The sequence below is a fragment of the Alistipes sp. 56_sp_Nov_56_25 genome, assembly GCF_001915285.1.
Lineage (GTDB): Bacteria > Bacteroidota > Bacteroidia > Bacteroidales > Rikenellaceae > Alistipes > Alistipes shahii.
In genome coordinates, this window is the sequence record NZ_MNQF01000022.1 from 28,848 (window position 1) to 42,568 (window position 13,721).

General features: G+C 58.5%; 8 protein-coding genes. 2 read left to right on the top strand and 6 right to left on the bottom strand.

The genetic code is table 11. The annotated features are described in order from the left end of the window. Positions 1 to 90: 90 nt before the first annotated feature. Positions 91 to 564: a relaxase/mobilization nuclease domain-containing protein gene (locus BHV64_RS07095; RefSeq protein ID WP_288115684.1), complete on the top strand. Its 474-nt coding sequence runs from the start codon at positions 91 to 93 to the stop codon at positions 562 to 564. Continuing rightward, on the top strand, positions 546 to 989 hold the full coding sequence (locus BHV64_RS07100; RefSeq protein ID WP_229028907.1) for a hypothetical protein: 444 nt from the start codon (positions 546 to 548) through the stop codon (positions 987 to 989). Before BHV64_RS07095 ends, BHV64_RS07100 begins: the two co-directional genes overlap by 19 nt. 261 nt (positions 990 to 1,250) lie before the next feature. Here BHV64_RS07100 and BHV64_RS07105 read toward each other — a convergent pair whose 3' ends face one another. The 6 genes from BHV64_RS07105 to BHV64_RS07130 form a co-directional block, all read right to left on the bottom strand. Continuing rightward, positions 1,251 to 3,443 (bottom strand): HEAT repeat domain-containing protein, encoded by a 2,193-nt coding sequence (locus BHV64_RS07105; protein WP_288115685.1) that lies wholly within the window; start codon positions 3,441 to 3,443, stop codon positions 1,251 to 1,253. A gap of 12 nt (positions 3,444 to 3,455) precedes the next feature. Then, positions 3,456 to 5,684, bottom strand: coding sequence for a HEAT repeat domain-containing protein (locus tag BHV64_RS07110; RefSeq protein ID WP_288115686.1), 2,229 nt, complete (start codon positions 5,682 to 5,684; stop codon positions 3,456 to 3,458). 15 nt (positions 5,685 to 5,699) lie between these two features. Then, positions 5,700 to 7,895: a HEAT repeat domain-containing protein gene (locus tag BHV64_RS07115; protein ID WP_195580279.1), complete on the bottom strand. Its 2,196-nt coding sequence runs from the start codon at positions 7,893 to 7,895 to the stop codon at positions 5,700 to 5,702. Between the two features lie 64 nt (positions 7,896 to 7,959). After that, complete coding sequence (locus BHV64_RS07120) at positions 7,960 to 9,546, bottom strand: DUF6850 family outer membrane beta-barrel protein (protein WP_015546540.1); 1,587 nt, start codon at positions 9,544 to 9,546, stop codon at positions 7,960 to 7,962. Between the two features lie 24 nt (positions 9,547 to 9,570). Further along, the gene (locus BHV64_RS07125) at positions 9,571 to 10,866 is read right to left on the bottom strand and encodes a DUF4876 domain-containing protein (protein WP_195285757.1); all 1,296 of its coding nucleotides are present in this window, start codon (positions 10,864 to 10,866) and stop codon (positions 9,571 to 9,573) included. A gap of 21 nt (positions 10,867 to 10,887) precedes the next feature. Beyond that, positions 10,888 to 13,680: a TonB-dependent receptor gene (locus BHV64_RS07130; RefSeq protein ID WP_217727746.1), complete on the bottom strand. Its 2,793-nt coding sequence runs from the start codon at positions 13,678 to 13,680 to the stop codon at positions 10,888 to 10,890. Between the last annotated feature and the right edge of the window lie 41 nt (positions 13,681 to 13,721).

Below are 13,721 nucleotides of genomic sequence, written 5' to 3' on the forward strand. Positions count from 1 at the left end.
CACTTATAAAACACTGAACATGTCGTTACGTCATGTTGCCAGACATGCCGGTCTGTCGTTCAATCCGACGATCCACATGGCGAAACATCCATGGGTTACGGCAAACAGCCTTATATTGTTTTCAAGCACAAGGACATTTCCAGAGAGCATCTCCATATCGTGTCGCTGCGGGTCGATGAGCAGGGCCGCAAACTCCCGCACGATTTCGAAGCCCGGCGCTCGATGGAGATTCTGCGTGACTTGGAGCGCAAATACGGCCTGCATCCGAGTGTCAAGGGAGAGGAGCAGGCCGACAAAGTGGGATTGCATAGGGTAAACTACAGAGAAGGCAATGTCAAGCAGCAGATCTCGTCCGTTGTGAGGTCGTGCCTGCGAAATTACAAATGCTCGTCCTACGGAGAGTTTTGCACACTGCTGGAACTGTTCAACGTCTCGGTCGAGGAACGCACCGGAACGATCGACACGGCTACGGCATCGGCACGCCATTCAAGTCGAGTCGTATCGGAAAGGATGTCGGCTATAAGGCCCTTCAAAAGTATTACGGGATGTCGAAAGACAACCTGAAAAAGCCGGGCGCGCTCGATCGTCTGCGGCAGACGGTCAAAGACGCCATGAGCCCGCATAACACACGGGACGAGTTCCGACAATTGCTCAAAGCGGAAAGTATCAACACTGTTTTCCGGATCAACCCCGTAGGAAGGGTTTACGGCGTAACGTTTATCGACCACACCAATGGCATTGTCGCCAACGGTTCGGTGCTGGGAAGGGAGTTCTCGGCCGGTGTTTTCAACGAGCTGTTCCCGACCTCCCGAAAAGAAACACTGCATACCGCAGAACAGCACGCGGAACGCCAATACGAACAACGAAGCCGCACGGCAAATCCTGTCTCAGGAGTTGTCGACACGTTGTTGGACTTGGTCGATGCGCGGGCTTTCGAGGAACAGCAAAGAATCCAGCGACGGCGGAGAAAAAGGAAACTGCATCGATAATAACTAAAATTGAATTCTGATTAGGCAATCAAACCGTAATGTATAAATAGTCAAGACTTATTCTGACAGTTGAATCACTATCGGACAAAAACTGTCGGATTAAGTCTTGACTAATTCTCGTTGAGTATAATTATTACTCGTTGTTCCTATGCTGTCACTGTCATGCCATGCATTGGCGAGTAATGGAAACCCTCCGGCATTTCATCTCATAAAGAACCGAAAGCTGCGCGGATTTTCTGGGAATTTACCATTATTCGCTTTTTAATAAGCTTCTAACCGTTTAGATGTGCGTTGGGTCTGTTCAAAAATTGTTCGGGGCTGTTCTCTTTGAAGCAGCCGTTCGCACATGGCGGAGATTATGGGGCGCTGATAGGATCGTCCGAACCATCCCAACACCTCGACGGCCGCTACGCGCAGCGGCTCTTCGAGCGCGGCGTCTTCGGCCAGGGCGATCAGTTCGGGTACGCAGTAGTGGTGGCGGTAGAGGCGGAAATAGGTGATTTCGCTCAGGCGCCGCTTCATCTTGTTCTGCGGGTCGCGGATGAATTTGAACGTTTCCGTCTGTTCGGCCTGCTTGTCGGCTATGCGCTTCAGCCGTTTCTGTAGCGACTCTTCGTTTTGGTAGAGTTCGTGTTTGGCCGCGGACTGACGGCGGAGCTCAGCGCTCACGGCGTCGGGATTCATGAATATCATGTTCTCATCGGCATGGTAGGCCACGCGCAGCGAGAGTTCGTCGTCCAGCAGCATCTCGACGGCTGCGGGAACCAGCTCGTCGTCGCCGCAGTCGCCGATCCACTGCGACACCAGACGGCGCACCAGTTCGTAGCTGTCGCCCGCCGCCTGCACCAGCATCGCGTTGAAACGCGGCGAGCGGCTGGTGCTCATCAGCCTGAGGGCTTCGAGACGCACCGGTCCGTAAGGAGATTCGGCGACCCGTTTTTCACACAGGTCGGCGGTCTTGTCGTAACCGTTGTCGGCCAGCTTGCGCAGGGCGATGGCCTGCACGTCGGCGGGCATCGTTTCGGCGGCCATCCGGAGCCAGTATTTGTTGTCCGATGCTTTTGCCGTGAGTGCCGTGTTTAGGTCGGTGCCGGGCAGCGCCCGGTTGATGAAACGGTAGGTCGGGTCGCCGATCAGGTGTGTTTCGAGGTAATGCACGTGGCGTCCCCACTGTCCGATGCGCACGCCGCAGTCGAGCAGTCCAATATAGCGGTCGGGCCATTTGTCCTGCAGGGCGTTGACCGAATTGCCCTGGGTGACGATGCAGTCGCCCGGACCGAAGATATAGCTCGCGGCGATGCACTCGTCGAGGTGGAACGAGCCGTTGTAGCAGGCGTCGAACATCACCATACGGGGATTCATCGGCCGGTTGTAGAGGTCTTCGATGTGTACGTCCATGGCCTGGTCGAGCAGCGAATCGGCCGTGTGCAGCGAATCGGAGAGCTGGCACCACGCTTCGGGCACGCCGTAATAGGCGATCAGCTCGGCCTTGCGTTTTTCGGGGTCTTTGTGTCCGTCGATTTTGCTGCGCAGGAACCGTTTGATGTTCTCGATCGAAACGTTCATGCCCGAACCGTTTCGGTATCCGTTCAGGTATTGCGTGTCGGGAGCGCCGTGGTGGTGGCACAGGGCGACATCGACGCCTTTGCGGGCCATCTTCTCCAGCAGGTAGGGCTTCATGGGCCAGCGGCTTTCGAAATCATAGAAACGCACGGTGCTGCCGGTGCGGAAAAGTGCGGGCAGCTGTTCGCGCAGCGCGATCTGCTCCCCGGCCCAGGCTTCGGGAGCCTCGGAGTTGTAGCCGTGGCCGCGGAAAACGAACAGGTTGTCCAGCTCGTTCTGTTCGGCATGGGCCTTCACTACCTTGCGCAGGTAGGCACGCAGCAGTTCGTCGGAATCCGCGCCTTCGCGTTTGGGCGGCTTGATGCGGGCCGAGTAGATCGGCGACGCGATGTGCTGGCGCGATTCGGGCGAGAGCGAATAGTAGAAATAGAGCGGTTCGTCGGCGTCGCGGCGCAGGAACTCGAATTGCAGTTCCGGATCGTCGTAATAGCGGTCGGAGGGGACCGACGAATCTTTCCAGTCGCGGTCCTGACTGCTCTTGAACGCCGATGTGAGATGCTGTCCGTCGCGGATCATGGCAATGGGGATGTCGCCGACGAACACCACGCCTTCGAGGTGCGGCTGCGCCTCCGTCATCCGGATGATCTCGCTGCGCACGCTTTCGGGGTTCTGCCACTCGTCGATGAGCAGGTAGGTCCCCAATCCGTCGCGCTCCACGGCGGCGCGGTAGGCGTCTACCTCGGCGGCTGCGGCTTCATAACTCCGGCTGTCGATGAAAATGGCGAACGTCGTGGGGCTTTTCACGCCGGGACGGACGATCCGCGGTGCCGCTGCAAGCGACAGGGCCTGCAGGCAGACGGCGATCAGTAAGACGATTCTTTTCAATTTCATGGTCATGTCGGATTATCGGGTCGGTACGGATACGGTGCTTTCGAGCCGGATCGCGGTTTGCGTCAGCTCGTCGCGGAGCTCTTTCTCCAGGTTTTTGTCGGCGGCTGCCTGCCGGCAGGCGTCGATGATCTCGGCACGGCGCGGGGTATGCGCGAACCAGCCCAGACACTCGGCCGTGTTGGCCCGCAGTTCGAGGGGCTGCGAAGCGTCGGCCACGAGTTTCAGCAGCTCGGGCACCAGTTCGTGGTAGGTGTTGTTGCGCATCGAACGGATGGCCGAGATGCGGCTTTTGAGCGTTTTGCCGTTGAAAAGCTGATTCCGCTGCCGCTCCTTCATCGCTTGTTCGCCGGCGACCTCTTCCCAGAGCTCGGTGAATTTTGCCTCGCTGTCCGCATACGGCGAAGCCTCGACGGCCGTGCGCAGCGCCTGTTCGACCTCTTTTTCGGGGAACAGCTCCAGCCCCTTCATGACAATGTAGGCTACACGCTTCGATTCGCTGTCGTTGACATAAGTATCGGCCAGCGCGGGCAGCAGCTCCAGACGGCTCGACTGCCAGGCATAGGTCGCAGCGTTGCGGCGCAGCAGTTCATAACGGTCTTTCAGTCCCCGGATGATGGCTTGCGCGAAGATCTCCTCGTCGCCGAAGCGTCCGATGAGTTTGAGGCACTCCATACGGGTCGTCGCCAGCGGCGACTGTTTCATGAACTCCAGCAGTTCGCCCGCCGAGATCGCACCGGCGTCGGTCAGCATGCGCAGCGCGAGGCTCTGCACGTCGGCCCACGGGCTTGCGAGCAGGCTGCGCCAGTAGGCGGCGTCTCCCTTGCGGGTTGTCATGTCGGTGGCCAGCGTATTCGGCTCGACGGGCTGGAACCGGAAGGCCGGGTCGCCGATGATGTGTCCTTCGAGCGATGCGATCAGCCGGTTATACTGCCCGACACGCACGCCGTGTGACAGCAGGCCGACCAGCTCGTAGGTCCAGCGGTCCTGCAGTACGTTGACCGTATTGCCCTGCGTGGCCACCGTGCGGCCCGGGCCGAAGATGTAGTAGCCCGTGATGTAGCCGGGTTTGTGGAACGAACCGTTGTAGCAGGCGTTGAGCATCACGAAACGCGGCTGTGCGGCCAGCGTCTCGAGGTCCTCGAGGCTGACGATCGTCTGGTCGCCCTTGGCCTTCGTGTCGTCGTCCGCCTCCGTCTTTTTCGTTTCGAAGAAGGCGTCGGTCAGGTGGTATTTCTCCTTGAAATACTGTTTGGTGCCCTCCACGTCGGCTTTGTCGCCCTTGCGGCGTTCCATATACAGGGCGATCATGACTTCGGCTTTGAGCTGGCTGTACTGGCCGTCGAAACTGTCGGGTTCCGTCGTATAACTGCCGACGTGCTGTTTGTCGGGCGAACCGTGCTCGTTGAAGAACATGGCATCCACCTCCGGGCGCACCAACTCGTCGAAAACCCGGTATTTCATGTAATCGTCCATCCGGAAATTGAGCTGGCGCAGGTTTCCGGCCTTGCGGGTGTCGGTCAGCGGGAAATTTTCGTCGATGGCAACGCGCTCGTCCATCCAGCAGACCAGACAGTCGGAGTTGTATCCGTCGCCGGCGTAGGTCACCAGATTGTCGAGTTGGTCGACTTTGCCGCGTTCGGCGACGACCTTTTCCAGATAGCGGGCAATCCCTTCGTATTTGTCGCCTCCGAGCTGTTCGGGATAGCGGATGCGTCCCGAATAGAAGGCCGGGTCGAGCCGCTGCGGCGAGTCGCAGGCGAGGTTGAAATAGGAGAGCAGACGGTCGGTCGTGTCGCGGGCGATCAGCTCGAACTGCAGGTCCGGGCAGTCGTAGTAGCGGTCGGAGGGGACCGACGACTGAATCATCGGGAAATTGTCCTCGTCCATTTTGAACGCCGTGGTCAAGTGCTGGGCATTGCGCACCATGGCGATCGGAATGTCGCCCACGAAGACCACGCCTTCGAGCGGCGAGCGTTTGGCGGTTTTGCGCATCAGCGCGATGAGTTGTTCGCGCACCTGCTCGGGGGTCTGCCAGTTGTCGCGGAGAATGTAGGTCGAGAGTCCGTCGGCCTCCAGGACATCGCGGTAGGCATGAATCTGGGGCGCCGTTTTGTCGTAGGTCGCCTGATCGACGACGATTGCGAACGCCGTCGGCTGTTTGCTGCGGGGCTTTTCGACTGCGACTTTGGCTTGCAGGATGAATGGCAGCAGCAGGACGATTGCCAATAAATATCTTTTCATAGCTTTCATTACGGATTATTTCTTGGATTCTACGCGGTTAATCATGCGCTGCACCTCTTTGGCCAGTTCCGGTGAACAGTTGCCGCGGGCGAGCAGTTTGCGTCCGGCATCGGCGATTTCATGGCGCCGCACCGAGAGGTTGAACCACGCCAGCGCCTCGGCCATCCGCACACGCAGAATCTCGGGAACCTGCTCGTCGCCCAGCAGGGTGAGGTATTCCGTGACGTGCTGGTGATAGGGGCGGTTCTTGAGGAAACTGATGCGGGCCTGCCGCCAGCGGGGCTTGCCCTGGGGGTCGAGAATCTCCCGCGTCGAGGACTCGCCGGGCGAGAGCTCGTTGCGCTCGATGAGTTTGTCGAGCAGCTCCTGTTTCTCCTCCCGGGCATGGTAGAAATTCTTGTCGGCGAAATAGGTCTCGATTGCCTTTTCGACTTGCTGTTTGTCGAAGCAGCGGATCGCCTCGCTGATGTTGAAAACGATGCGGGCGGCATTGCGGTCCCTGACATATACGTCGATGAGCACGGAGATGAACGCCTCGTCGCCGATACGTCCCATGCGTGTGACGGCGATACGGCGCAGGAACTCGAAGCGGTCGTAGGCGGCCAGCATCAGCGCCTGCTTGTATTCGGGGCCGTTGAGCGACTCGAGCAGCCGGAAGGCGTTGTAACGCACGACGCTGTAAGGCGACTCGGAGCACTTGTCGAGCAGGATGGCGGGCAGCTGAGGGTAGTCGTTTTCCCAAAGCCGGATCATCGCCAGGTTCTGGATGTCGGGTATGGCATTGTCGAGTTGTCCGAGCCAGAAGCCGTTGTTGCGCTTCAGCGCCATCGAATTGATGTCGAGTTCGGGATGGGCGGCCTTGAAGCGGTAGGTCGGGTCGCCGATCACGTGCGACTCGAGGATGTGGATGTTCTTGGCCCAGGCGCCGATGCGCAGCCCTTCGCCCAGCAGTCCCAGCAGGTCGAAAGCCGACTTGTCCTGAAGCACGTTGACGCTGTTGGCGAACGTCGTGACGCAGCGTCCCGGAGCCATGATGTAGTGTCCTGCGATGAAATCGTCCTCGCGGTAGTCGCCGTTGTAGCAGGCGTCGAAGACCACGAAGCGGGCATTCGGGGCGATGGCTTCGACCTCTTCGAGGATGATGCCCGTGCGCAGGTCGGCGATCGAGTCGAGACGGAGCATTTCGGGCTCCTCGGCCCGGTTGTACCACGTGGAATCGAGTCCTTTCTCCGCGGCGCGTTTGGCGGCCGATTCCCGGCCGCTGCCGGGACGGCGGGCCAGTTCGCGCAGGCTGCGCTGCATCTCGGCGGCGGCATCTTCGGCCGATTCCACATAGGGCGTCCCCGAAAGGTACTGCCGGTGGGGCATTCCGTGTTCGTGGAAGACCATCATGTCCACGTCGTCGCGGCGGACCTCGCGGATGAGCGACTCCTTGACGAAGGGCTGCATCGAGTAACGCAGGAATTTGGCGTTGTGGGTGCGGCTGAACACGTCGCCGAACTGCTCGTCGAGCAGCTGCTGTTCATCGCGCCAGGCGATGAGCGAATTGGAGTAGGAGCCGTGGCCCGTGTAGGAGACGAACTGGTCGAAAGGCGTCGCGTCGCGGTGTTCGGCCACGGCTTTCTCCAGGTAACGGGCAATCTGTTTGTAGGGATCGCCGTAGGCTTTCTGCGCCTTGATGCGGCCCGAATAGATGTCGCAGGAGATGTACTGCGGCGAATCGGGCGACATTTCGTAATAATGAAACAGTCCCTGCGAGGGAGTGCCCTGCGGGACGAACTGCAAATCGAAATCGTCGTAAAAGCGGTCCGAAGGAACCGAGGTTTCGTGGAGCGGGTGGTCGCGTTCGTCCATTTTGAAGGCCGAGGTGAGGTGCTGCGCCTTGGTGATCATGGCGATGGGCACGTCGCCGATGAATACGCATCCCTCCAAAGCGTTTTCCGCATAAAGTTTGCGCAGGACGTCACGCACCTGTTCGGGCGTCGTCCAGTCGTGCGAAACGATGTAAACGGGCAGTCCTTCGGCTTCGAGCGTCTGTTTGTAGGCTGTCATTTGGGGCCGGCATTCCCGGGCGGTTCGGGAGTCGGTGATCACGGCGAAGGAACTCGATCCCTGTATGGAGGGGTTTTCGAACGTCTGCGATCGTCCCGGCGCGGCCGAAAGCAGCAGAACTCCGGCCAGCAGGACAAAAAACGGTTTTCTATAATTCATATGGAGCAGTTATTTGAAACCCTCCGGGGAGGATATGTGTCGTCCTCTCCGGAGGGTTCCAGTTTTAAAACATCAGTCCGATTTTAAAATTGGCGTAAAAGCGGCGGTCGAACAGGTCGCGGTGGTCGTCGGCACGCACATAGTCGCCCGAGGCTGCGGCAAAGACCGAACCGCGGCCCTTGAACAGCCGGGCGAACGAATAGGTGATTTCACCGCCGAACGCAGCGTATCCCGACCCGAGGTAGTAATAGTCGCGGAGCGTGAAATCGGTGTAGCATTTCGTGTCGGCCTTGTAGCCGTTGTAGTCGATGTCGCTGCTGTTGTTCATCTTGTAGGAGGCGCGTATTCCGACGAGCAGCGAGTGCTTTTCGTTGAAGATGAAATTCTTGCGTCCGAAGATGCCGATCTTGCAGTTTTCGATGTCCTGGGTGCTGCGCGGGAAATAGTAGATGTCGCTGAGCTTCTCGGTGGAGAATTCGACGCCGGCAGTCCAGTTGTAGGAATCGCCGCGGGTGGTGCGCATATACTGCAAACGCCCCTCGAAACCGGCCTTCGAGCTGTTCGAACGGACGGATTTCGATTTTATGATCCACTTGGCGACCTCGAAGGAGTTGTCCCACTCCTGTACATACTGGATGCCGTCGATGCTGCGGTCGCCGTAAGCGGCATTCAGGAAGAACGTATTCTCCTTCGAAGGCTTGTAGACGGCGTTCAAGCCGATCGACCAGCGTTCGTCCCGGGTCGTGCCGACCATTTTGGGCGTCGTGTAGCTGTTGGTGACATCCTCTATTTCCCGGGTGTACTTGCCCGATACGAGCAGGCGCAGTTTTTGGGTCGTGAACGAGTACTGGCCGCCGACGCCCATGCAGTTGGCGTTGTAGATGCGCTGGTTGTCATCCGTGCTGCTGGAGATGGAGGCATCGACGTAGAATCCCGGGAAGTTGAAAATATAGACCGGGTTGGTGCTCATCGAGATTTTATTCGAGGCGGTTCCGTCTTCGCGCCGGGAGTAATACTGGTAGTTAGCGCCGATGGCGTGCTTGCCCAGCGTGACGGTCACACCCGGTTTGATCTCGAATTTCGAAAGGCTGACCAGCGGACGCGGGTCGTGCTGTTTGGCGCCCTGGCCGTTCTGATAAGTGGCTTCGATTCCGAAGATCAGGCGGTCCCACAATTTGGGCGCCGCAGCCTTCACGGTCATGTCGTAGAGCTGGTTGATCCATTTGCTTTTGTAGGTGTCGGCGATGAAGAAGGGCGTGCCGCGCAGCGGGTCGATCAGCGAGGCGTTGTACTCGGCATCGCGCAGCTGGTCGCGCGAATATTCGAAACTACCCCAGATGAAAGCGCCCTTGAGGGCCTTCATCGTGCCGCCGCCGTCGGTGAAGAAGCGGTACCCGGTGTTGTGTTCCCCCTCCTGCGCCCGTTTGAACGAACCTTTCTCAATATCGTATCCCAGTCCGACCTGGCTGTAGTAGTCCATCTGGTCGAGCTGGATGCCCGACGCGTTGTCCGAGTAGCTGAACTGGAGACTCTCGCTTTTCAGCCGTTCGACGGAGGCCTCGGTATTGATCCGCTGCGCCGAGGTGCAGAGCGGCGCAAGGGCCGCAGCCACGAGGCATCCCGTCAGTTTGATGTAGCTATATTTTATCATAACTCATTCGATTTAGGGGGATTATTATTTCAGGGACCAGTTCCAGGCGGGCATCTTTTCGCCGTTGCGGCGGAACTGCGGGACCTGCGTTTCGAAATCTTCCGTCGAGTTGTTCGTGTCCTGGTAGATCGGGGTGCCGTCGGGCCGTTGGCCGATCACTTTGCGGCACACGCTCTTGCCGACGTAAATTTCCTCCGTCGAAGCCGCTCCGGCGTCCACGAATCCGGGAATACGCTTCATGTTGAGGCTGTTCGATGTCGGGAGCATCTCCACGCCGTCGATCAGCTGTTCGGCCGGAATGCGGACGTACTCCTGCGTTTTGCCCACCTGTCTCTGGGTCGTCTCTCCCACCACGCCCGTATTGATGGTCGGGAATTCGAGGTGCTTGCCGGGCTGGTAGATGCAGAGTCCCGGACCGCTGACGGTGTTCAGCCACTGCATGGTCACGATGTATCCCGACCAGAAAACGTACTCGAGATCAGGAACGTCCGGGTTGACACGCTGCGGATTGCCGGCCCACGTTTCGAATTCGGACAGCGAAGTGTCGATCAGTCCGCCGTATTTGCTGTGGTCGGCATGGTTCGCGGCCTCCTGGGTGATGATGAACGATTCGCCCGGCTTGAGCGGGTAGTCGGTTCCGTTACCCGGCAGCTGCCAGACCGTCACGGCATAGACGTAGTTGTTCAGTCCGTCCTCGGCGGGCCATTCTGGGAGCGTCGCCGTTGCGAATTCGGGCACGAGACGCGCGAAACAGAGGTGGTCGAGGTAATAGGTCTCGTCGCCGTTGTTGTAGATTTCGTAGAACTGGTCGCGGAAATAGGTCGCCTGCGTCTCGGGATTGGTGCTTCCGCAGTAGAAGATCTGGCTGAAGCAGAGCGGGCCCACCATGGCGGGACGGATGGCGATCGAGAAGTCGTTCGACGCCTCGGCCTGTTCCGGCGTGATGTCTTTGGTGATGGCTTTGTTCTGCACCGATCCGTTCAGGTAATAGGTATTGCCTTCGGATTCAGATTCGCCGAATACCGAGATCGTGTAGTTGCCCGGTGCGACCTCGGTTTGTGCGATGCCGTTCTCGTCGGTCAGCGTTTCGATGACGGCGTCCTCCTCGAAATTGGTGAAACGGACGGTGAGCCCATCCACCGGGAAATCCGTGTTGATGGTACCGTTGCCGTCGGCATCCACAAAGCCGGTCACGGCCTTGACCTTGAAGGAGACGTTCAACGGATTCACAACATCGGCCTGGCTGGCGGAGTCCATCATCTCGATGCACGAACAGAGCCCTGCAGCGGCCGTCAGTATGGCTATATATGTCTTTTTCATGGTTGTACTTGCGTTGTAGGGTTATCGAATCTTGACAGACAGCGCAGCTCCGAAAAAGAAGGTCTTTGCGTTGCGCCGGGTGTACTTGCCCGGATAGACTTTGCTCTCCCAGATCGGCGTGCTGCGGAACATATTGTTGGCGAAGAACGAAATGCGCATGAAATTGCGGATTTCCTTGGTCAGATTGATGTTGATACAGAGTATCGGGGGCATCGAACTTTCGGGAATCAGCCGGCGTGCGTCGAGGCGCCCGCGCATGTCGAGGGCCTGGAACTCCTCTTCCCCGATGCGCGAAGCGTCGAAATCATACACCTGACCGTCCAGGCGCGAGATGTATTTCACAGGGATCGAGTCGTTGCCGTAGGTGGTGTACTCACGCTCCTTCCATTTGACGCTGGCTGTCAGCGTGACGACGAAACCGATTCGCGGAATGTTGTGCGTGATACGCAGGTTGGTCGTCGTTGACGACGAATGCTCCGCCTTGTTGCCCGGTTCGAAGACGCCCATGTGGGGATAGGAACCGGCTACGCTGCTGCCTGTCGTATGGTTCGTGAACGTGTAGTAGTTCTTCCACGATTTGTACTGCGTCCAGCTTCCGTTCAGTCCGAACGAGGTGCGGATGGAGTTGATACGTCCGAAATCGATGTCGAACTCGACGCCCCGGCTGTTATAGGCAAAGTAGTTGGTCGGGATCGAATACTGGAGCAGGATTTTGTCTGACGACTTGAGCGACAACTCGGGCATATCGGTCTCATTGGCCGGTTTGGCCGCCGAATACTGATTGTAGTCCACGCATTTGAAGGTGTCGAACGTTGCGCTGGTCATGTAGCCGTTGCGGGTCTTGTCCTCGTAATAGGTGACTGAACCGCGCACCTGCCCGATCTTGAAATCGACGCCGACCTCCCATTTGGTGGTTTTCGCCAGTTCGAGATCCGGATTCTCCGCCGAATAGACGTGCGTCGTGGCGATCTGGAATTTCTGGGCGTCGCTGAAGCCGCTCGCCGTGGTGTTGTCGAAGTTCAGGATGTCGAAATAAGCGTTGTCGGGATAGAGATAACCCAGCGAGGGGGCTTTGTACGTGATGCCGTAGCCGCCGCGGACGCTCAGTTTCTCGGGAATCAGGTCGTAGGAGGCGTTGATACGGGGTGCGACGCCTCCGTCCATGTTGTAAATATGGTCATAGCGGACGCCGGCGACGATTTCCAGCTTGCGGCGCAGGATGTCCATCGAGAAATACTCCTCGGCGAAGAGGCTGAACTGGTGCATGAACGGCACGTCGCTGAAAGCGCGTTCGCGCTGGGTGGTGAAGTTGGTGTTGACCGAGCGGCGCGGCGGAGTCTCCGGATCGAAGACCTTGCCTTCGCCCAGGTTGCCCGTGGCGCGGTACTCGCCGCCGATGATCAGCCGGTGGTGAGTGCGTCCCAGGTCGCCGGCGAAATTGGCCGACAGCTGCGCGAAGGTGTTGAGCTCCTTGCCGTACAGGTTGTATATGGCCGTATAGTCCGACGGCAGGCGCCAGGCTTTGCCGTTCTTGTCGGCATCGGGGATGTTCGTGATTTTCGTACCGTCGGCCAGGTAAATATCCTGTCCGGGCATGCTCGAAAGAATGGCTCCGTCGGTTTTCGAGGTGGAGTAGGTCCAGTCGGAGTTGGTGGCGAACTCCTCCCGGTACGTTTTTTTGTTCGTATAGTTCGCCGAGACGGTGTATTTGAGGTTTTTGAGCCAGTTCTTGTTGAAATTGAACGACCCGTTGGTGTTGAAGCGCAGGCCCAGGTCGCGCTGGGTCATCAGGTCCAGATCCCTCGCGTCGTCGGGATTCGGTTCGGCCTTGTCCTTGGTGTAGAACAGGTTGAACGAGGTGTTGGTGGACCATTTGCCGACGGTGTTCGAGTAGCTTACGCGTCCCGTCACACGGTTGTAGGTGTCGTATCCTTCGGTCGGATCGTATTGGGCGAAGGTGTAGTCTACGCCGTAGTTGAGCACGCCGGCTTTACGGCCGAGGCCCACGCCGTGCGATACGGAAGCCATGTAGACATTGGGATTGACATCCAGCTGGATCGACAGCGGCGTGCGTCCCGCCTTGCTGTTGACGATGACGGCGCCCGAAGCGATGTCGCCGTACTGGGCCGAGGCAATACCCCGGATCACCTCTACCGATTCGATGTTGTTGGTGGTGATGGTTCGCATGTCGACGCCCGAGTTGGGGGTCGATATGCTGGGCCCTGCGCCGGCTCCCAACGCCAGCGACAGGGTCTGCATGTTGGCGTTGTTCGAAAGGGGAGCGCCGTCCATGATGATGGCCGTGCCGAAGCTCTGGCCGTTGCGGACGGAGAATGTGCTGACTTTCTTGAGGGCGATCTCTTCGGCCGTGCGTGTGCTGGCGCCCGGAAGGAGCGACATGATGTCGGCCAGCGATGTGGCCTGAATGTGCTCCATGGCCGATTTGGAAATCTTCGAAGCGGTTGCCGCACCGGTCTTTTTCGACTCGGCCGACACCACGATGTTTTCCAGATAGAACGAGGTGGCCTTTAGGGTGAATTTGAGCGAGTCCCGTGCGGGAAGCTGGATGGTCTGAGACAGCGGCTCGTAACCCAGGGAGCTGATCTCGACCTTGTATTTCCCCGGATTGGAGAGTTGGATTTCGAACCGGCCTTTGACGTCGGTGGTCGTTGCTACGCCGATTTCGGGCAGGGAGACAACGGCGTAGGCCAGCGGGGTGATCTTAGAATTTCCCCCCCCCCTCAGTTTCCGAGGCTTGGACCGTGCCGCTGAACGAGATCTTACCTTTGCCCTGCGCCCACACGGAGGTGGCACCGTAAAGCAGCAGCATACTCGTTAACACACTTAATTTGGCG